Consider the following 20,689-nt stretch of genomic DNA (forward strand, 5'->3'; position numbering starts at 1 on the left):
GCCCTGGTGCTGAGAAGCCGTAAGGTTGAGCTGCTGGAACAGGAGGTGTGGGGCATCTTGCTGGCTTACAACCTGATACGGCGTGAGGCAACAAAAGCGGCTGAGAAACACAAAAAAGCGGCGTCAGAAATCAGCTTTAAGTTCGCGTTCCAGTTTATCGCGACAGAAATGATAGTGCTGGGAAATACGGCATCACCGGGGACCATCCCGAAACGACTGGAGCATCTGCGGGGGGCTCGTGGAAGCGGTGTTCATAACAAAACGCCCCCGACCATCAAGGCCGAGGGCAGTTAAGATATCAAAAACCCGTTATCCGGTGAAACGCAGCACCGCTCCGCTTAAGTGAACGGCATTGCATTTAGCGTAAGTTTTTTGCAGAGAACCCACGCTTATACCTTAGACTTAAATCCTTTGATAGTCGCTTGATTAGCTGCGCACCATACGCAGCCCTGGCCTCGCCACCTTGTTCAAATTCGACAATTCGTCGGCCAATTTCCCAGTACGTCGCGGTCATCAGCGCGTTAACGCTACGTACCGTTTCCGTCCGGGCGCTATCGACCAGATGAATAATACCGTCGTGGATTTGCTGGTAGCCTGTTGAGGTTCTCTCTGAGAGCGATTCCATTATCTGTCCCTTCATATGGCGCAGTGTTGAATAATGGAATCAGCTATACGCCGGGCATCTGCCGGTAACAATCCAGGTGGGCTTGTTACATGGGATTTCTTCACGTTATGCGAGGCGCTTTCCAGCAATTGTGCTGTAACGTTGTGATGAAGATGAATCAAAAAAGGCCGGAGCGGGGCATCCGGCCAGAATTCTCAGGCGGTTTCTCTTGCTGTCACTACGCCGTGTTGTGCCGCCCACAGACTCACGTCTTCTTTGCGAATGGCGGCGGCCATCATGCCGGGGAATAAATCAGGGGTACAGGCAAAGGAGGGAATGCCCATAGCGGCGAGTTTTCCTGCCAGCGCCCGGTCGTAAAACGGTGCGCCTTCGTCGCTTAAGGCCAGCAGCGTAACTACCTGCACGCCGGACTGAATCAACTCACTGGCGCGTTGCAACAGGTTACGTTCCACACCGCCTTCGTAGAGGTCGGAAATCAACACCAGAATGGTATTGCGCGGATCGCGAATCAAAGACTGGCAGTAGCCCACCGCGCGGTTGATGTCGGTGCCGCCGCCCAGCTGCACACCAAACAGCAGCTCTACCGGATCGTCGAGCTTCTCTGTCATATCAACGACTGCGGTGTCGAAAACTACCAGATGCGTTTTTACCGCCGGAAGTGATGCCATTACTGCGCCAAAAATACTGGAATAGACTACCGAAGAGGCCATCGACCCACTCTGGTCGATACATAAAATGATCTCCTTTTGCGTGCGCTGTGACTTGCGCCCGTAGCCGATGAGCGTTTCAGGAACAATACTTTTGTACTCTTCCTGCCAGTGGCGCAGGTTGGCGCGAATGGTGCGCTGCCAGTCAATCTCCGCATGGCGTGGGCGACGATTACGTACCGCACGATTAAGAGCGCCGCTCACCGCACTACGCATTGGCTCTTCAAGTTGTTTCATCAATTGCTCGACAACTTTACGTACCACAAGCCTGGCGGTTTCTTTGGTTTTGGCCGGAATTACGCCATTCAGCGACATCAGCGTGGAGACCAGATGCACATCAGGTTGGACGTTTGCCAGCATCTCCGGCTCCAGCAACATACTGTGCAAATTAAGACGTTCAAAGGCGTCTTTTTGCATCACCTGAACCACAGAAGAGGGGAAATACTGGCGGATATCACCCAGCCAGCGAGCGACTTTGGGTGACGATCCACCCCGTGCCACCGCGTAATCCATGTTTACCCTCTGGCTGATACAGCGCCGCCAGCGCGGCATCAATCGCGGATTCTCTGGCATCCAGCGCCACGTTACAGGCATTGTCGGCATCTTCTCCAAGGATCAGACGCCAGCGGCGCAGCCGTTCCATTTCGTTACTCGACATGATTTTCCCTTTCGTGTGGTGGCAAAGCCAGAATGCGGCGCAGTAGCGGCAGCATTAACGCGGCACGCTGTTCATCCCATATACCGCTGGTTTCTTCTTGTTGTGCGACACGCTCGCCCTGCGCGGCGCGTTCGCCTAACTGGCGGCGTTCCGGGCTGGAGAAACGGGCGAATGTCCGCCGTAGCATCGGCAGGATCCGGGTGAAGTGATCGTCGGTCAGGCCGCTTTGCCAGGCATCGATCAACTGCCATAATTCGCTATTGTGCAGCAGCACCATCGCGCTGTCGTTGAGGAAACCTTCCGCCCATGCAGCACTTTCCGCCGGGGGATTGGCTGCCGATAGCGCCAGGTTCATCAGCGTGGTGATCCGTTCTGTCGTTAACGTTTGCAGATCAAACAACAGGCGCGTTGCCGTTCCGCGAAGCAGCGCGTGCGCGGTACTGCCCTCTGCCAACACCATCAACGCCTGCAACCAGCCAGCCAACAGATCTTCGTTATCCAGCAACCGCAGCGCGGCGTGGGCGTCGATGACTTTTTCTCTCATACTGGCGGCGCTGTCGTCGTTGAGCGCCGAACAGGCTCCGGGTAGGGCGATGGCAGCGCGCGGGGCGAGGCTCATCAGTACCTGCATTACCATTCTGGAGTCGGTCTGGCGCACGTTGCCGTAGCGGACAATCGCTACCAGCGGTGCCAGGGCTTCCAGCAACTGTTCGATATTGCCCTGAGTGGCAGCCAGTGATTCCAGCGCATTGGCGATGGGGGCAATCGCGGTCTGTAAATCGGCCAGGAGCACCTGTTGGATAAGCTTTGCCAGTTCCGGCAGCGTGCTGGCGTGTTGCGCCCTCTCAATGGCGTAGCGGGCGCTGGCCTGCTCAATGCTGTTTCCCCAACGGCTGGCGGTAATGATGTTCATTGCCAGTGCCGGTTCCCAGCGCAGCGACCAGACTTCGTGGAACGTCCCTTTGCTGTTATTTCCTTGTCCAGCCAGATGGCCCCAGGGAATGTCGAGTAAGGTCAGGCGATGCAGTAAATGGCTACGCGCCAGATCGCCGGGTTTGCGCAGATCGAGATCCAGCACTTTTTCACTGGCTTCTGCCTTCAGGCGCAGCGTTTTTTGCTGTTGCGTAATGTCGCGTTGGAGCGGCACGACGGGCGTGTCATCCGGTACGCTCCCCAGCGCATCGCCGACAATTAACTTCTGGCGAATCATCTGCATTGGCGCGCTTTCGCCCATACACACTACGGTTTGCAGCGCTTCGCAAAGCTCGTCAAGCCCCGGTTGCGGGTGATGGCGCATAATCGCCAGCGTCTGCGCCAGCCGCGCCGCTTCGATAATGTGGGCGCTGGAACAGTCGAGATCGGCTGCGCGAAATAGCCTTGCCGCCCGTGACAGCCAGCCAATATCGCGGTGAGATGCGCCCTGATAACGCCACAGATGATCGTACCACTCCGGTGACACTACCCCTGCGCCATAACCGCTGGCGCGGCTTAGGGCCTCGTAGCTCCAGGGCGTCCAGGCGGCGGCAACCTTACACTTCGGCAAATTTTTCAGCAGTTCGTTATCATTCTTTGCGGGCGGCAGGTTTTCCAGCGCCGGAACGTGCCACGCACCGCAGACCACTGCTATGCGCGAGAAGCCCTCTTTTTTCGCCTGGCGTAGCGTCTTGCGCATATACGCTTCACGCAGCGCTTCCCGCCGTTGCTCGCGGGTGGAGTATCTGACATCGGGTTCTGCCTGGCGTAAGGCAATCATCGCTTCGCGAATCGCTTCAAACAGAGACAAATCATCTTCACGCTCTTCTACTCTGTGGCTCCACCAGCTTTCTCCGTCGGCGTAACCGGCGGCGCGACCCAGCCAGTCCAGCGGATCGCTATCGGGACTGGCTTCCACGGCATCATCGTCACTACTCTCTTTTTCGTCATCAAGCGCGAACTGGTGGCTAATGGGCAAGTCCATAAAGCGCACGGCGATATTTTGCTCAAGACCATAGCGCAGCGCCTGCCATTCCGGGGAGAACGCCGCAAAGGGATAAAACGCCGCATGATGCGAGTCGTCCGGGGCATAAATCAGCAGCGCGACCGGCGGTTGCATCTGTTCATGCTGGATGAAAGGCAGAATAGATTCGCCATCGGGCGGCCCTTCCACCAGCAGGCAGTCGGGCTGTAGCGCCTCCAGCGCCTTTCGCAGACTGCGCGCGCAGCCAGGGCCATGGTGACGGATGCCAAACAGATGAACGGTTTGTTCAGTCATAGTGGTTGCCTTGCTGATTACACAATTTCGCGACAGGCGCGATAGAGATCGTTCCAGTCGCTGCGCTCTTTGACGATGGTTTCCAGATATTCACGCCAGACCACGTCGTCCTGCACGGGATCTTTTACCACTGCGCCGATAAGGCTTGCTGCGATATCCCGCGGATGCAGCACGCCGTCGCCAAAATGGCCTGCCAGCGCCATACCGTTGTTGATAACGGAGATCGCTTCTGCGGTGCTGAGGGTGCTGGTCGGAGACTTAATTTTCGTTTTGCCGTCAACCGTCAGACCGTTACGCAGTTCGCGGAAGATTTGCACGACTCGCTGAATCTCTTTAAGCGCGGGTGGTTCAGCGGGAAGCGCCAGCGCCTGACCCAGTTCGGCGACGCGGCGAGTGACAATGTTAATCTCTTCTTCTTCGCTGGCGGGCACTGGCAAAATCACCGTGTTAAAACGACGTTTGAGCGCGGAAGAAAGCTCGTTAACGCCTTTATCGCGGTTGTTGGCAGTGGCGATAACGTTAAAGCCGCGCGTCGCCTGGACCTCTTCATTCAGTTCGGGGATAGGCAGCGTTTTTTCCGACAGAATCGTGATCAGGGTGTCCTGAACATCGGCAGGAATACGCGTCAGCTCTTCTACGCGTGCAATCTGCCCGCGCGCCATCGCCCGCATCAATGGGCTTTCTACCAGCGCCGAACGTGACGGGCCTTTAGAGAGCAGCTCCGCGTAGTTCCAGCCATAACGCATCTGTTCTTCACCGGTGCCAGCAGTGCCCTGAATAATCAACGTTGAGTCGCCGCTGATGGCCGCCGCCAGATGTTCAGACACCCAGGATTTTGCGGTGCCGGGTACGCCATACAATAGCAGTGCGCGATCGGTTGCCAGCGTGGCAACGGCTGTTTCGATAATCCGCCGGTTGCCGATATATTTCGGCGTGACCTCAAAGCCATTTTCCAGTTGCCCGCCTAACAGATAAGTAGCAACGGACCACGGAGAAATAGTCCAGTTTTCCGGGCGTGGATGAGAATCGTTTTTTTGCAGCTCAGCCAGTTCTTCAGCAAATTGTTGTTCGGCATGTCGGCGTAAAACGGCGGCAGTAGCGGTGGCATTCATAAGGTAGTTTCTCCGACAAAAAGCGAATGAAGTTGAATTCGGTGCGCCAGCGTGGCGCTCAGGGCAGTGAAGGCAGCCTCGCAGTAAGGCGTTTGTTGTGCGTCGTGCGGCCACTTTTCAATGACATCATTGAGGACTTCGGGGGCCAGCAAACAGGCGAAATCACTCATCACATGTCGCAAGGTGTAGTCGTAACGTGCAGCATCCTGTTGTACCCAACTGTGCAGTTTCATGACCATTTGCTTGCTCAGGCAGCTGCTAAAGAGGGAAGCATCTTGCGGTAAAAGAGCGATGTAGCGTTGTAAATGTTCGCCGCCCATCACCGAAAACAGTGACGTCAACACTGGCTCGTGTTCTTCTACGGGCAGGCATTGCAAAAGCTCAAAGGCGTTAATCTTCACGCCAGCGGGGTGATGAATGCTTATTCCGACGGGGAGTAGGGCGAGGAATGCCTGCGCCCACTGTGGATTTTTTTCGCGCAGGACGGCGTTATACCAGGCGCGCAGTAGCGCCTCCTGCCAGTCGGTTTGCCCAGCCCAGCGCAGCAATTCATTTGGTGTGGCCTGCATTTGTGTTTGCCACCAGTCGAGCGGCAGTGCAGAAACTATCTGATACAGCCACCATGCGCGCTGGCCCAGCTTTTCGCCTTTGGGCTTAGTTTCTTCCAGCGCATCGGCCTTCCACTCTGGCGAGAACGCCGCCGGGGTATCAAGAGTGACGAGCAACGTTTTTTCTTTGCCGATTAAGCCTTTTAGCCTTGCAAGTAAGGTCTCAGGATCGGGGGATGAATTGAGCAACGGCGCTAACCGGGACTTCATGCGCGAGATCCAGGCGCTTTCCGGCAGACAACGCAGTAACCGTGCCGCAGTTTGCCGCACCTCTTTACTGCGATCGGATAAGGTCTGTTCCAGAAAAGCTTCGTCATGCAGTGAGATTTCCACTTCCAGCACTGCCAATAACTGCGCGCGTTCGCGGGCATCCAGCGTGCTCATCTCCTGCGCCAGCCGATCGCGGGCCTGCTCCGGGGCGCACGTGCGCAGTTGCGTCAGATATTGCAGTCGCTGTTCGGGCGTGCCGTGCAGCCACATTTCTTCATCCAGCGGAGCGTCACCGGAGGCGAGAAAGTAGCCCCAGTCGGCGTTAATCTGCGCCAGCCAGCGCCCGCGAGCGCCCAGAACATCGGGCAGGATGCCGCGTAGCGATGGCTTTTGCGCGCCATAATTCAGCAATGCCGGTAACAGCAGGGGCGGAGGAAGAAGCTGACGCTGAACCAGGTGATCAAGCGCCGACCACAGCAAACGCGGCGGCCCTTCTGCCAGCAGCAGATGCAGCAGGCCTGCAAAAGCTGGGTTGTTTATTGTCTGAGCATTTTCTTCGCCCATTTCCGGCAGCGGTGTGGGAACAATTGCCTGCGGCTCCCAGCCTGCAAGTTGGCAGAGTGCCAGAACGCCCGCCGAGCGCAGCAACTGTTGTTCTGCGGAGGTGTTATTCGTCAGTTCAGACAGGAGTTGCCCGATCTCGCTTTGTGACGCCGACGATGTAAACGCTTTTTGGTCTGTGCCGAGCAGTGCCGTGCGGGTTAAATTTTGCCATTCGTTCATTGTGCGCCTCCGGTTGCCCAAATCACGCTACCAGCAAGCCAGGCGCTACAGGGCGTCAGTTGCTGACCGTCCCATTCCCCCATTAGCATAAACGGCGCGCCGCCGCTGGCAGCAAGTAACCGCCAGCCCTCGTCCGAAGACAGGCGCGCCGGTAAGTGCTGGCCCTGTGTCGAGACAAACCGCCAGCCGCTCTCGTGCGGGTAAATCAACATTTCGCTCACGCGTAGCGGCAGAGGCCATTGCCAGGGATTGGCACTAAGCCGCTGCGCCATTTCATGCAGCGCGTTTGGGAGGGGTAATTCTGCAAGCGGGAATTTTTCACCGCTGGTAAATGGCTCCACAACCCGCGCCCGTAACGGTGATGCGCCGGGGAAAAAGGCGAGTGCGCCGTGACAGACTTGCCCGGTGATAAAGTGCTGAGGAAAGTTTTTCCCACCGTGTGAATAGTCCAGCAGCAGCGCGGTACAGTGACTCTTTTCTCCATACAGCCAGACCCGGCGTCGCCATAAATTGTTCTCTTCTTGCGCGCTTTGCCCTAAGACCAGCCAGTTATCCTGGCAGGTTTCTCCGACAGCGACGTCATTTTTATCCGCAGTTATTCCCAATGCCGCATGGAGATCGCTGAGTTGTGCTGGAGATAACGCTTGTTGCTGGCGCCAGGCGTCAGTAATGAGCTGTAGCTGCCCCAGTTCTCTGCACAGGCTCGGTGGCCATGCCTCGGCGGTAGTAAAAAGAGTTGTCAGGTTGTTCAGGCGGGCGGCAATTCCCGGCAACTGGGCGTCGACCATGCGGGCGGCGATCCCGGCAAAAGGCAACTGTTGTGCAGACAGCTGCGCCAGGCCGTGGCGAATAAGGTCGTGCATCCACTGTTCGAGGAAATCCAGCCCCGCCGTCATTTTTTGGTTACGCGCCGCTTCCCGTTTGGCGGCAGCCTGCGGGTCGGCAGCTTTTGCCTCAGCCTGTTCTTTCTTCTCTTCTTGGCGAACCGCCCGCTGCTGGCGCGAGGTTAGCCACTCGCTCACCCATTCAGGTGGTTCGCCAGCGGTGAAGCTTGTGGTTTGTTGCACCTGGAGCAAGAGCAGCGCAAGACTATGTTTGCAGGGGAATTTACGGCTGGGGCAGGAACATTTACAGGTCAGATCCAGTCTGTCGATCCGTACCTGATAAGGGCGGGAGCCGCTACCTTTACACTCTCCCCAGAAGGCGGTCTCGCTATATCCGAGCGTCGGCCATTTTGCGGGAGCAACCAGCCCACGAGCCGCTTTCACCGAGGCGTCATCGGGCGCCAGGGCTTGCACTGATTCAACGGTCAGTTCCATTGTCATTCTCTGTTGGCGTGGAGAAGTGATGGAGTCAAAGAGGCGTTAAGCAAAGCAGAAGGAGACTGTTTTCCGTAACAGCGTATTGCGCGTCCATCGCAAATATGGATTGAGTATAGAGGGAGAAATTCAGGAAACAATCACCAGCGTGACTATTCGGGGTTTTTCAGAAAATTATAATTTTTTAACGCTGCGAAGCCCGATGTATCCGGGCTTCGCAGAGTTGTGGCTACTTAAACTTCCAGCCAGTTCATAATACCGTCTGCCGCCTTACGGCCTTCGGCAATGGCGGTTACCACCAGATCGGAACCACGGACGATATCGCCGCCGGCAAAGATTTTCGGGTTGCTGGTCTGGAAGGCGTTATCGTTGCCTGCCGGGGCGATGATGCGGCCTTGGGAATCCAGCTCGACGCTGTGTTTTGCCAGCCATTCCATACTGTGTGGGCGAAAACCAAACGCCATGATCACTGCATCTGCTGGAACGATATGTTCGGAACCTGCCACGATCTCCGCGCGGCGACGGCCTTTGGCATCCGGTTCGCCCATTTCGGTACGCACCATTTTCACGCCGCTGACTTTGCCGTTGCCATTCACTTCAATCCCCAGCGGTTGGACGTTGAATTTGAACTCAACACCTTCTTCCCGCGCGTTTTTCACTTCGCGGCGGGAACCCGGCATGTTCTCTTCATCACGACGATAGGCACAGGTTACGTGCTTCGCTCCCTGGCGTACAGACGTGCGCACGCAGTCCATCGCAGTGTCGCCACCGCCAAGTACTACCACGCGTTTACCTTCCATGCTGACGAACGGTTCGTCATTGGTTTCACCAAAGCCCATTAACTGTTTGGTGTTGGCGATAAGGAACGGCAGCGCTGCGTACACGCCATCGGCGTCTTCGTTTTCCAGCCCGCCGCGCATTGACTGATAAGTCCCGACGCCAAGGAACACGGCATCGTAATCACTCAGCAGATCGTCCAGTTGCACGTCACGGCCCACTTCGGTATTGAGTTTAAATTCAATACCCATGCCGGTGAAGATTTCACGGCGGCGCGTCATTACCTCTTTTTCTAACTTGAAGGCCGGAATACCGAAGGTCAGCAAGCCGCCAATTTCCGGGTGACGGTCGAAGACGACCGCTTTTACGCCGTTGCGCGTCAGGACATCCGCACACGCCAGACCGGCCGGGCCTGCACCGATAATCGCCACTTTTTTACCAGTCTGTTTCACGCCGGACATATCCGGACGCCAGCCCATTTCGAACGCTTTATCGTTGATATAGCGCTCAATGTTGCCGATGGTCACTGCGCCAAACTCATCGTTCAGAGTGCAGGAACCTTCGCACAGACGGTCTTGCGGGCAGACACGTCCGCAAACTTCCGGCAGGGTATTGGTCTGATGCGACAGTTCCGCCGCTTCAAAAATACGCCCCTCATTGGCGAGCTTCAGCCAGTTCGGGATGTAGTTGTGTACCGGACATTTCCACTCGCAGTATGGGTTGCCGCACGACAGGCAGCGGTCAGCCTGCGCTTTGGCCTGGCCTTCGGAAAACGGCTCGTAAATTTCAACAAACTCAATTTTGCGGATCTTCAGCGGTTTCTTTGGCGGATCAACGCGCTGCAGGTCGATAAATTGATAAACATTCTGACTCATTGTTGCTACCCCTTACTGCGCCTGCACGCGCAACTCTGCTGCGCTACGACTACGGTGACCCAGCAGTGCTTTTACATCACTGGACTTCGGTTTAACTAGCGCAAATTTAGTGGCGAAGGTTGACCAGTTCGCCAGAATCTCTTCACCGCGCTGAGAACCGGTATGCTGCACATGCTCGGTGATAAGACCACGCAGATGCTCTTCATGGATCGCCAGATCGTCAACGCTTAAGACCTCGACCAGTTCTGGGTTAACGCGTTTGCGGAAATCGCCGCTTTCATCGAGAACGTAAGCGAAGCCGCCGGTCATGCCCGCGCCGAAGTTAACGCCGGTTTTACCCAGAATACAGACAATACCGCCCGTCATATATTCACAGCCGTTGTCGCCAATGCCTTCTACCACGGTGATAGCACCGGAGTTACGCACGCCGAAACGTTCACCCGCGCGGCCTGCGGCATACAGACGACCGCCGGTCGCGCCATACAGGCAAGTGTTGCCGATAATGCTCGCCTCATGGCTACGGAAGGCCGAGCCAACCGGAGGACGAATGGCGATTAAGCCGCCCGCCATGCCTTTACCGACATAGTCGTTGGCATCACCGGTCAGGTACAGTTCCACGCCGCCCGCGTTCCACACACCGAAGCTCTGGCCTGCGGTGCCGTTGAAGTACGCTTTGATAGGATCGGCAGCCAGCCCCTGATCGCCGTGCGTCTGGGCGATATAGCCTGAAAGCGACGCGCCGACAGAACGGTTGGTGTTGCGAATATCGAACCAGAAGGTTTTGCTCTGGCGCTCATCGACAAACGGTTTCGCCTGTTGCAGCAACTGCGCGTTCAGCAAGCCGTTATCAAACGGCGGGTTGTTTTCGGTGCAGTAGAGCGCCTTACCTGGATGCGGCTCGGCAGTCTCCAGCAGCTTCGACAGCGCCAGTTTCTGCTGTTTGGCGGTGAAACCGTCCAGCTCTTTCAGCAGGTCGGTGCGACCAATCAGATCCACCAGGCGCGTTACGCCCAGCTGTGCCATCAGCTCGCGGGTTTCACGGGCGATAAATTCAAAGTAATTCGTCACTTTGAACGGCAGGCCGTGATAGTGATTCTTACGCAGTTTGTCATCCTGAGTTGCCACGCCGGTGGCGCAGTTGTTCAGGTGGCAAATACGCAGATATTTACAGCCGAGCGCCACCATTGGGCCAGTGCCGAAGCCGAAGCTTTCTGCGCCGAGAATCGCCGCTTTGATTATATCAACGCCGGTTTTCAGGCCGCCATCGACCTGCAAACGGATTTTATGACGCAAGCCGTTGGCAACCAGTGCCTGTTGTGTTTCAACAAGTCCCAGCTCCCACGGACAGCCTGCGTATTTCACCGATGAAAGCGGACTTGCGCCGGTGCCGCCGTCATAGCCTGCGATGGTGATTAAATCGGCATAAGCTTTCGCCACACCGGTGGCGATGGTGCCAACGCCCGGTTCGGAAACCAGCTTCACGGAGATCATCGCTTTCGGGTTGACCTGCTTGAGGTCGAAAATGAGCTGCGCTAAGTCCTCGATGGAGTAGATATCGTGGTGCGGCGGCGGGGAGATCAGCGTCACTCCGGGCACCGAATAGCGCAGTTTGGCAATGTAAGGCGTGACTTTATCGCCCGGTAACTGACCGCCTTCGCCCGGCTTCGCGCCCTGAGCGACTTTAATCTGAATGACGTCGGCATTGACCAGATACGCCGGAGTAACCCCAAAGCGACCGGAAGCCACCTGCTTGATGCGCGACACTTTGTTGGTGCCGTAGCGGGCAGGGTCTTCGCCGCCTTCACCGGAGTTCGAGTTACCGCCGATGCTGTTCATCGCTTCCGCCAGCGCCTCGTGGGCTTCCGGGCTTAACGCGCCGATAGACATCGCTGCGGTATCAAAGCGTTTAAACAGTTCGCTTGCCGGTTCAACATCAGCGATGTTGACCGCATTTTCACCCGGCGTAATCGCCAGCAGATCGCGCAGCGTGGTTGCCGGACGCTCATTAACCAGCTTGGCGTATTCCTGATAGTCGCTGTACTCGCCGCTCTGGACCGCCTGTTGCAGCGTGCGCACCACGTCCGGGTTGTAGGCGTGGTATTCGCCACCGTGCACGTATTTCAGCAGGCCGCCCTGGCTGATGGGCTTACGCGCCAGCCAGGCACGTTTCGAGAGATTCAGTAGATCCTGCTGGAAGTCTTCAAAGCTTGCTCCGCCAATGCGGCTGACCGCCCCCTGGAAGCACAGGCCCACTACATCATCGTGCAGACCGACCGCTTCAAACAGTTTCGAGCAGCGATAAGAGGCGATGGTGGAGATGCCCATTTTGGACATGATTTTGTACAAGCCTTTGTTGATGCCGTTACGGTAGTTCAGCATCACGGTACGATAATTTTTGGCAATCGCCTGAGTGTCTACCAGGCGGCCCAGCGTTTCATAGGCAAGGTACGGATAAATAGCCGTCGCGCCGAAGCCCAGCAACACGGCGAAGTGGTGCGGATCGCGGGCGCTGGCGGTTTCGACGATGATGTTGGCATCGCAACGCAGGCTTTGATCGACCAGACGAGTTTGGATCGCGCCAACCGCCATCGGGGCCGGAACCGGCAGGCGATCTTTAGCGATATTCCGGTCGGAGAGCACCAGCAGCACAGTGCCGCTACGTACCATTTTTTCGGCTTTGTCGCACAGCTCTTTGACCGTCGCTTCGAGCGTGGTTTTAGTGACGTCAAAGGTGATATCCAGCGTATCTGCGCGGTAGTGCTCCTCTTTCATCGTCGTGAGCTGTTTGAAATCCGAGTAGAGCAGAATCGGCGATTTAAAGCTTAAACGGTGCGCCTGGCCCTCTGCTTCGCAAAAGACGTTCATTTCACGACCGATACTGGTGGCGAGTGACATAACATGCGCTTCGCGCAACGGGTCGATTGGCGGGTTGGTTACCTGGGCAAACTGCTGACGGAAGTAGTCGTAAATAATGCGCGGCTGACTGGAGAGCACGGCGAATGGAGTGTCGTCGCCCATCGAACCGACGGCTTCCTGACCGTTTTCGCCCAGCACACGGATTACAGAGTCCAGCTCTTCCGCGCTGTAGTTAAACTGTTTCTGGTAGCTGGCAAGCGTGTCGTCGTCCAGTTCGCGGCTACCCACTTCTTCATCGGGCAGATCTTCAAACGGTACCAGACGGCGGACGTTTTCTCCATCCACTCTTTATATGGATGGCGGCTTTTCAGATCGTCATCGGTTTCTGCCGAGTGCAGAATGCGCCCACTGCGGGTGTCGATCACCATCAGTTCGCCTGGCCCGACGCGGCCTTTTTCGACCACTTCGTCAGGCTGGTAATCCCAGATACCGACTTCAGAGGCGCAGGTGATGAGCTTGTCTTTGGTGATGACATAGCGTGCCGGACGCAGACCGTTACGGTCGAGGTTACAGGCGGCAAAACGACCGTCAGACATCACGATGCCCGCCGGGCCATCCCACGGCTCCATATGCATGGAGTTAAAGTCAAAGAAGGCACGCAGTTCCGGGTCCATATCCGGGTTGTTCTGCCAGGCGGGTGGTACTAACAGACGCATAGCGCGGATGATATCCATCCCGCCTGCCAGCAGGAGTTCCAGCATGTTATCCATGGAACTGGAGTCAGAGCCGGTTTCGTTGACGAACGGCGCGGCGTCGTGCAGGTCAGGGATCAGTGGCGTCTGGAATTTATAGGTACGCGCACGCGCCCATTGGCGGTTACCGGTGATGGTGTTGATTTCACCGTTATGCGCCAGGTAGCGGAACGGCTGCGCCAGCGGCCAGCGCGGTACGGTGTTAGTGGAGAAGCGCTGGTGGAACAGGCAAATGGCCGATTCCAGACGCAGGTCCGCAAGATCCAGGTAGAAGCGCGGCAGATCCGCCGGCATACACAGACCTTTATAGATGTTCACCAGATTCGACAGGCTACAGACGTAGAAGTCTTTGTCGGCTTCGAGACGCTTTTCAATGCGGCGGCGGGCGATAAACAGACGGCGCTCCATATCACGCGGACGCCAGCCAGCCGGAGCGTTAACGAAAATTTGCTCAATGCGTGGCAGAGAAGAGAGGGCGATTTCGCCCAGCACGCCTTCGTTGGTGGGGACATCACGCCAGCCCACAATCGACAACGTTTCGCGTTGCAGCTCTTCTTCAACGATGCGGCGTGCGGCAGCGGCGAGTTCAGGATCTTTATTCAGGAAGAGCATCCCGACGGCGTAGTTTTTGCTAAACGCCAGCCGCGCTCCTGCGCAACGATGCGAAAAAAGCGATCCGGTTTTTGTAATAGCAGGCCACAACCGTCACCGGTTTTACCATCGGCGAGAATCGCGCCACGGTGCTGCATGCGGGCCAGTGCGTGTATTGCAGTACGCACTACCTTGTGGCTAGGTTCGCCTTCTATGTGGGCGATCAGGCCGAAACCACAGTTATCCTTCTCAAGGGATTTATCGTACAACATATCAGTGAACCTCCCCAGGCTCTGCGGGAACCCCACTTCCGAACCGCTGCGCACGGGCACAGAAAGAGCGTGGCGACGGGGTTTGCGTTTCATACGCTTACCTCGCATTCGCCCCTTTTTTGTCCTTTTCGCATCGGTTAATACGGTGAAGAGGGGATCTCAATTACTGCATAAATATGATGAGCAGGCTGCTCATCCAGAAAGCTTCCAGCGGATTTCCAACTTATCGGGAAAGCTGATACAGGTCAAATGGCAAGCTTATTGGTCTGGAAATGTGCTTTGGCGCAAAATTCTTTGCTAATTAATTGAAATTAAAGAATATGTGTTCTTTGAGCTTAATGCGATGCTCACAAGGGAAACATTCAGTTCCTGACTGCCTTAGGGGCGTGATAGCCCTTATCCTGCCTTGAACAGGCAGAGAAGCCAGTATTTTATACTGCTTTAATCGGCAATGGCATTTCATGCTACTGTTTTTACCTAAAATCTATAAGGAGATAAAAAAATCCGATGCCAGATAAGCAAAAGTAATTCATGTTGTTCTGCATGGAATTTCATTAATTGTGATTGATTATGCAGTTAATAAAAGCAGGGCAGGGCGATTGATCCAGGTCATCGCCGAATTGAGCTAAAAATGGCAGGCTTTGGCCTCTTTTCAAGGCGCGGTCTATCAGATTATGCAGTTACAGAAATTAGTCAATATGTTTGGTGGTGATCTTACCCGTCGTTATGGGCAAAAGGTGCATAAGCTGACGCTGCACGGCGGTTTTAGCTGTCCTAACCGTGACGGTACCATCGGGCGTGGTGGCTGCACGTTCTGTAATGTTGCCTCGTTTGCCGACGAAGCGCAGCAGCATCGTTCCATTGCCGAACAACTGGCGCACCAGGCGAATTTAGTTAACCGCGCGAAACGCTATCTGGCTTACTTTCAGGCCTATACCAGCACCTTTGCGGAAGTTCAGGTGCTGCGTTCTATGTATCAACAGGCGGTGAGCCAGGCCAATATCGTTGGTTTGTGTGTTGGTACCCGCCCGGACTGCGTGCCAGATGCGGTGCTGGATTTGCTTTGTGAATATAAAGACCAGGGCTATGAAGTGTGGCTGGAACTGGGGCTGCAAACCGCACACGACAAAACGCTGCATCGCATCAATCGCGGCCATGATTTTGCCTGTTATCAGCGTACAACCCAGCTGGCACGTCAGCGCGGTCTGAAGGTGTGTTCTCACTTAATTGTCGGACTGCCTGGCGAAGGGCAGGCTGAATGTTTGCAAACGCTGGAGCGAGTGGTTGAAACCGGCGTAGACGGCATAAAACTGCATCCGCTGCATATTGTGAAAGGCAGCATTATGGCGAAAGCCTGGGAAGCGGGGCGTTTGAACGGTATTGAACTGGAAGATTACACGCTCACTGCCGGAGAAATGATTCGCCATACGCCGCCGGAAGTAATCTACCACCGCATTTCCGCCAGCGCCCGTCGCCCGACGCTACTTGCACCGCTATGGTGTGAAAATCGCTGGACGGGTATGGTTGAGTTGGATCGCTATCTTACTGAACATGGCGTACAGGGATCGGCGCTGGGACGTCCGTGGCTACCTCCAACGGCGTAGGCCATTGAGGGGAATTCCGCATTTCTCACACAATTTATAACGTAACTGCCAGAATTGGGTATTATTGGGGCAGGTTGTCGTGAAGGAATCCCCTAATGAAGCAAATTCGTCTGCTGGCGCAGTACTATGTTGACCTGATGATGAAGTTAGGTCTGGTGCGCTTCTCAATGTTGCTGGCGCTGGCCCTCGTCGTTCTTGCCATTGTGGTACAAATGGCGGTAACCATGGTGCTGCATGGTCAGGTCGAAAGCATTGATGTTATCCGCTCTATTTTCTTTGGTTTGTTGATTACGCCATGGGCGGTCTACTTTCTTTCGGTAGTCGTTGAGCAACTCGAGGAGTCACGGCAACGCCTGTCACGGCTGGTGCAAAAACTGGAGGAGATGCGCGAGCGCGATTTGAGCCTCAACGTTCAGTTAAAAGACAATATTGCCCAGCTAAATCAGGAAATCGCCGTTCGTGAAAAAGCAGAAGCAGAACTGCAGGAAACCTTTGGTCAGCTGAAAATTGAAATCAAAGAGCGCGAAGAGACGCAAATTCAACTCGAACAACAATCTTCGTTCTTACGTTCCTTCCTTGATGCTTCACCCGATCTGGTTTTTTACCGTAACGAAGATAAAGAGTTTTCCGGCTGTAACCGTGCGATGGAACTGCTGACAGGGAAAAGCGAAAAACAGTTGGTGCATTTGAAACCTGCGGACGTTTACTCGCCGGAAGCCGCAGCGAAAGTCATTGAAACCGACGAGAAGGTGTTCCGTCATAATGTGTCACTGACCTATGAACAGTGGCTGGATTATCCGGATGGACGCAAAGCCTGCTTTGAAATCCGTAAAGTGCCGTACTACGACCGCGTGGGTAAACGCCACGGCTTGATGGGGTTCGGCCGCGACATTACCGAGCGTAAGCGTTATCAGGATGCGCTAGAACGCGCCAGCCGCGACAAAACAACCTTTATCTCCACCATCAGTCATGAGTTGCGTACGCCGCTGAACGGTATCGTCGGCTTAAGCCGAATTCTGCTGGATACAGAGCTCACCGCCGAGCAGGAAAAATATCTCAAAACTATCCATGTTTCCGCCATCACTCTGGGGAATATCTTCAACGATATTATTGATATGGATAAAATGGAGCGACGTAAAGTTCAGCTCGATAACCAGCCGGTTGATTTCACCAGCTTCCTGGCCGATCTGGAAAACCTCTCCGCACTGCAGGCGCAACAAAAAGGCTTGCGCTTTGTTCTTGAACCAACACTGCCGTTGCCGCATCAGGTGATTACCGACGGGACTCGCTTACGCCAGATCCTGTGGAACTTAATCAGTAACGCTGTGAAATTTACCCAGAAGGGCCAGGTGACTGTTCGCGTACGTTATGACGAAGGCGACATGCTGCATTTTGAAGTGGAAGACTCCGGCATCGGTATTCCACAGAATGAACTGGATAAAATTTTCGCCATGTATTACCAGGTGAAAGACAGCCACGGTGGCAAACCTGCAACCGGTACGGGTATTGGCCTGGCGGTTTCTCGTCGACTGGCGAAAAATATGGGTGGTGATATCACAGTCACCAGCGAACAAGGTAAAGGCTCGACCTTTACCCTGACGATCCACGCGCCGTCGGTGGCGGAAGAAGTGGATGACGCGTTTGATGAAGATGATATGCCTTTACCGGCGCTGAATGTGCTGTTGGTAGAAGACATTGAGCTGAACGTCATCGTTGCCCGTTCGGTGCTGGAAAAACTGGGCAACAGCGTTGATGTGGCGATGTCTGGTAAGGCAGCACTGGAGATGTTTAAGCCGGGCGAATACGACCTTGTATTGCTGGATATTCAGTTACCAGATATGACCGGGCTGGATATATCTCGCGAACTGACGAAGCGTTATCCGCGTGAAGATTTACCACCGCTGGTGGCCTTAACCGCCAACGTGCTGAAAGACAAACAAGAGTACCTCAATGCTGGAATGGATGATGTGCTGAGTAAGCCGCTTTCTGTTCCGGCGCTAACCGCGATGATCAAGAAATTCTGGGATACCCAGGATGATGAGGAGAGCACGGTGACGACAGAAGAGAGTGATAAATCAGAAGCATTGCTCGATATTCCCATGCTGGAACAGTATCTCGAACTTGTAGGACCGAAGCTGATTACCGACGGGTTGGCCGTGTTTGAGAAGATGATGCCGGGCTATGTCAGCGTACTGGAGTCGAACCTGACGGCACAGGACAAAAAAGGCATCGTTGAGGAAGGACATAAAATTAAAGGCGCAGCGGGTTCAGTGGGGTTACGCCATCTACAACAGCTGGGGCAGCAAATTCAGTCTCCCGATCTTCCTGCGTGGGAAGATAATGTTGGTGAATGGATTGAAGAGATGAAAGAAGAGTGGCGTCACGACGTAGAAGTGCTGAAAGCGTGGGTGGCGAAAGCCGCTAAAAAATGACCCCGGCTAAACCGGGGTGCGCGAATACTGCGCCAACACCAGGGAAATCTTGGCTGCGCCGTAATTTTTTATGATAAGTAACAAAGGCACAGCACTGTTTTTCAGGCCGCATGCAGTTAAGATAGCAAATCTTAAATGATTTGTTACATGAATCAGTTAAATGTGTGATGCGTAGCGTTTTTATTAAAAAAATTAATGTGTTTCAGTCAATTGCGAAAGGATGATCACAATGAAGAAAATTGGCGTAGTTCTGAGCGGATGCGGCGTCTATGACGGTTCTGAAATTCATGAAGCGGTATTGACGTTATTAGCGATATCTCGCAGCGGCGCGCAGGCAGTTTGTTTTGCTCCAGATAAGCAGCAGGTTGATGTCATCAACCATTTAACCGGTGAAGCAATGGTGGAAACGCGCAATGTGTTGATTGAAGCGGCGCGTATTACGCGTGGTGAGATCCGCCCTCTGGCACAGGCTGATGCCGCCGAACTGGATGCGTTAATTGTGCCGGGTGGATTTGGCGCGGCAAAGAATTTGAGTGATTTTGCCAGTCTTGGCAGTGAATGCAGCGTAGACCGTGAGTTAAAGGCGCTGGCGCTGGCAATGCATCAGGCCGGAAAACCGCTTGGTTTTATGTGTATTGCACCGGCAATGTTGCCGAAAATCTTCAATTTCCCGCTGCGTTTGACTATCGGTACAGATATCGATACCGCAGAAGTGCTGGAAGAGATGGGCGCGGAGCATGTGCCATGTCCGGTAGATGATATTGTCGTTGATGAAGACAATAAGATTGTTACCACGCCTGCGTATATGTTGGCACAGAACATTGCGGAAGCAGCAAGTGGCATTGATAAGCTGGTTTCCCGCGTACTGGTTCTGGCGGAATGAGCAAACGCCGCATAACGGCGTTCGGTTTCGTTCGCCGTTTCATTCTGCGGTTACTGATTGTCCTCGTTGTGCTTTGGGGCGGGGGTATAGCGCTGTTTAGTATAGCGCCAGTCCCGTTCTCTGCGGTGATGGCCGAGCGTCAGCTAAGTGCCTGGCTGCACGGTAACTTTCGTTACATGGCGCATTCTGACTGGGTCAGTATGGATCAAATCTCGCCGTGGATGGGGCTGGCGGTGATTGCCGCAGAAGATCAGAAATTTCCCGAGCACTGGGGTTTTGATGTCGCTTCCATTGAGAAAGCCCTGGCGCACAACGAGCGCAATGAAAACCGCATTCGCGGCGCATCAACAATTTCGCAGCAGACAGCCAAAAATCTCTTTTTGTGGGATGGGCGAAGCTGGGTAAGAAAAGGGCTGGAAGCCGGATTAACACTGGGGATAGAAACGGTCTGGAGCAAAAAGCGCATCCTGGCGGTTTACCTGAATGTCGCCGAATTTGGCGACGGTGTGTTTGGCGTCGAGGCTGCGGCACAGCGTTATTTCCATAAATCCGCCAGCAAACTTACCCGTTCGGAAGCAGCGTTACTGGCGGCTGTATTACCCAATCCACTTCGTTTCAAAGTTACTGCACCTTCGGGCTACGTGCGTAGCCGTCAGGCGTGGATTTTGCAGCAAATGCATCAGTTAGGCGGTGAGTCGTTTATGCAACAACACCAGCTGTATTAGGCTTCGCGCGAGGAGAGGGCGAGCTTTTTGCTGTCACGCGGTTGCGCCTCTTTTTGCAGAGCAACAGCTAGCGCTGGTTGAGTGATAAAACGTCGCCACAACCGCTCTTGCTTACGCAGACAACACCACTTCGACCAGGTCGCCAGTGGAATCAACGTGCTTTCACCAATGTTGTCACAGACGACAGGGATAATTTCTGACTCACTGATGCGGTGGCAGAGGATATTCTGCGGCTTCAGCGACATCGTCACGATGTGGTTATTCTGCAAATAACGCTTTAACTGTTTCAATAACTGACGCAGTTGCGCGATATCTTCTTCGTAATGGCATTGTTTAGCAAATTCGCTCAGTGTAATAGACGGTTTGCCATCAAAATCGGCAATGACATCGTAGACATAACCGGTTCCGCAATCAGTCTCAACCGTACCGTGATAGCGCGGAATACCGCTCCAGTCTTTCAAACGACGACCAAGATGCGCATAGTACTTTAACTCACGGCGGATCTCTTTATCACCACCGTCGCCACGGTGGTAGACAATTTTAATACAGCGTTGGGCATCTTCCGGATGCGCATAACATTTTCGATGTCTTCCGGTGCCCAGGGGACTTTGTTCAGATAAGCGAATCATGCCATCTCCTGGAGGTATTT

Annotated in this window: 12 protein-coding genes and 3 pseudogenes; 5 read left to right on the forward strand and 10 right to left on the reverse strand. The window is 54.6% G+C overall.

Annotated elements, in window-relative coordinates:
• Positions 1-346 (forward strand): annotated as a pseudogene (locus CRI63_RS12380) (IS4 family transposase); the annotation flags it as partial.
• A gap of 15 nt (positions 347-361) precedes the next feature.
• Here CRI63_RS12380 and CRI63_RS12385 read toward each other — a convergent pair.
• From CRI63_RS12385 to gltB, 9 genes and pseudogenes are all read right to left on the reverse strand, one after another.
• Positions 362-625, reverse strand: a pseudogene (locus CRI63_RS12385) (DUF1016 N-terminal domain-containing protein); the annotation flags it as partial.
• A 194-nt stretch (positions 626-819) separates the two neighbouring features.
• Positions 820-1,833: a VWA domain-containing protein gene (locus CRI63_RS12390; RefSeq protein ID WP_240782749.1), complete on the reverse strand. Its 1,014-nt coding sequence runs from the start codon at positions 1,831-1,833 to the stop codon at positions 820-822.
• Positions 1,787-1,990 carry a hypothetical protein gene (locus CRI63_RS24395; protein WP_240782750.1) on the reverse strand — a complete coding sequence of 68 codons (204 nt, stop codon included), beginning with the start codon at positions 1,988-1,990 and terminating at the stop codon, positions 1,787-1,789. Before CRI63_RS24395 ends, CRI63_RS12390 begins: the two co-directional genes overlap by 47 nt.
• Entirely contained in the window at positions 1,980-4,241 is a 2,262-nt protein-coding gene (locus tag CRI63_RS12395) for a DUF5682 family protein (protein WP_135519674.1), read from the reverse strand. Before CRI63_RS12395 ends, CRI63_RS24395 begins: the two co-directional genes overlap by 11 nt.
• 17 nt (positions 4,242-4,258) lie before the next feature.
• Positions 4,259-5,353 carry an AAA family ATPase gene (locus CRI63_RS12400; RefSeq protein ID WP_135403606.1) on the reverse strand — a complete coding sequence of 365 codons (1,095 nt, stop codon included), beginning with the start codon at positions 5,351-5,353 and terminating at the stop codon, positions 4,259-4,261.
• Positions 5,350-6,954, reverse strand: coding sequence for a DUF5691 domain-containing protein (locus CRI63_RS12405; RefSeq protein WP_135403605.1), 1,605 nt, complete (start codon positions 6,952-6,954; stop codon positions 5,350-5,352). The genes CRI63_RS12400 and CRI63_RS12405 overlap by 4 nt, the downstream gene beginning before the upstream one ends.
• Positions 6,951-8,273: an SWIM zinc finger family protein gene (locus CRI63_RS12410; RefSeq protein ID WP_135519676.1), complete on the reverse strand. Its 1,323-nt coding sequence runs from the start codon at positions 8,271-8,273 to the stop codon at positions 6,951-6,953. Before CRI63_RS12410 ends, CRI63_RS12405 begins: the two co-directional genes overlap by 4 nt.
• Before the next feature lie 233 nt (positions 8,274-8,506).
• The gene (gltD, locus tag CRI63_RS12415; RefSeq protein ID WP_135519678.1) at positions 8,507-9,925 is read right to left on the reverse strand and encodes a glutamate synthase subunit GltD; all 1,419 of its coding nucleotides are present in this window, start codon (positions 9,923-9,925) and stop codon (positions 8,507-8,509) included.
• Between the two features lie 12 nt (positions 9,926-9,937).
• A pseudogene (gltB, locus tag CRI63_RS12420) lies at positions 9,938-14,396 on the reverse strand (glutamate synthase large subunit).
• A 674-nt stretch (positions 14,397-15,070) separates the two neighbouring features.
• On the opposite strand from gltB, the gene CRI63_RS12425 reads away from it, so the two are divergent.
• The 4 genes from CRI63_RS12425 (at position 15,071) to mtgA (ending at position 20,040) form a co-directional block, all read left to right on the forward strand.
• The gene (locus CRI63_RS12425) at positions 15,071-16,000 is read left to right on the forward strand and encodes a TIGR01212 family radical SAM protein (RefSeq protein ID WP_064529852.1); all 930 of its coding nucleotides are present in this window, start codon (positions 15,071-15,073) and stop codon (positions 15,998-16,000) included.
• 95 nt (positions 16,001-16,095) lie between these two features.
• A complete protein-coding gene (gene arcB / locus CRI63_RS12430; RefSeq protein WP_135519680.1) occupies positions 16,096-18,432 on the forward strand; it encodes an aerobic respiration two-component sensor histidine kinase ArcB in 2,337 nt (778 codons plus the stop codon).
• 229 nt (positions 18,433-18,661) lie between these two features.
• Entirely contained in the window at positions 18,662-19,315 is a 654-nt protein-coding gene (elbB, locus tag CRI63_RS12435; protein WP_135519682.1) for an isoprenoid biosynthesis glyoxalase ElbB, read from the forward strand.
• Positions 19,312-20,040 (forward strand): monofunctional biosynthetic peptidoglycan transglycosylase, encoded by a 729-nt coding sequence (gene mtgA, locus CRI63_RS12440; RefSeq protein WP_135519685.1) that lies wholly within the window; start codon positions 19,312-19,314, stop codon positions 20,038-20,040. Before elbB ends, mtgA begins: the two co-directional genes overlap by 4 nt.
• On the opposite strand, the gene yrbL is transcribed toward mtgA, so the two are convergent.
• A complete protein-coding gene (gene yrbL / locus CRI63_RS12445; protein ID WP_135403600.1) occupies positions 20,037-20,669 on the reverse strand; it encodes a PhoP regulatory network protein YrbL in 633 nt (210 codons plus the stop codon). The genes mtgA and yrbL overlap by 4 nt on opposite strands.
• Positions 20,670-20,689 lie beyond the last annotated feature (20 nt).

Source organism: Escherichia sp. E2661 (assembly GCF_004745185.1).
Classification (GTDB): domain Bacteria; phylum Pseudomonadota; class Gammaproteobacteria; order Enterobacterales; family Enterobacteriaceae; genus Escherichia.

Excerpts from the sequence above, each read along its gene's own strand:
- CRI63_RS24395 (WP_240782750.1), bottom strand. The coding sequence starts at position 1,990 with ATGTCGAGTAACGAAATGGAACGGCTGCGCCGCTGGCGTCTGATCCTT.
- CRI63_RS12395 (WP_135519674.1), bottom strand. The coding sequence starts at position 4,241 with ATGACTGAACAAACCGTTCATCTGTTTGGCATCCGTCACCATGGCCCT.
- CRI63_RS12400 (WP_135403606.1), bottom strand. The coding sequence starts at position 5,353 with ATGAATGCCACCGCTACTGCCGCCGTTTTACGCCGACATGCCGAACAA.
- CRI63_RS12405 (WP_135403605.1), bottom strand. The coding sequence starts at position 6,954 with ATGAACGAATGGCAAAATTTAACCCGCACGGCACTGCTCGGCACAGAC.
- CRI63_RS12410 (WP_135519676.1), bottom strand. The coding sequence starts at position 8,273 with ATGGAACTGACCGTTGAATCAGTGCAAGCCCTGGCGCCCGATGACGCC.
- gltD (WP_135519678.1), bottom strand. The coding sequence starts at position 9,925 with ATGAGTCAGAATGTTTATCAATTTATCGACCTGCAGCGCGTTGATCCG.
- CRI63_RS12425 (WP_064529852.1), top strand. The coding sequence starts at position 15,071 with ATGCAGTTACAGAAATTAGTCAATATGTTTGGTGGTGATCTTACCCGT.
- arcB (WP_135519680.1), top strand. The coding sequence starts at position 16,096 with ATGAAGCAAATTCGTCTGCTGGCGCAGTACTATGTTGACCTGATGATG.
- elbB (WP_135519682.1), top strand. The coding sequence starts at position 18,662 with ATGAAGAAAATTGGCGTAGTTCTGAGCGGATGCGGCGTCTATGACGGT.
- mtgA (WP_135519685.1), top strand. The coding sequence starts at position 19,312 with ATGAGCAAACGCCGCATAACGGCGTTCGGTTTCGTTCGCCGTTTCATT.
- yrbL (WP_135403600.1), bottom strand. The coding sequence starts at position 20,669 with ATGATTCGCTTATCTGAACAAAGTCCCCTGGGCACCGGAAGACATCGA.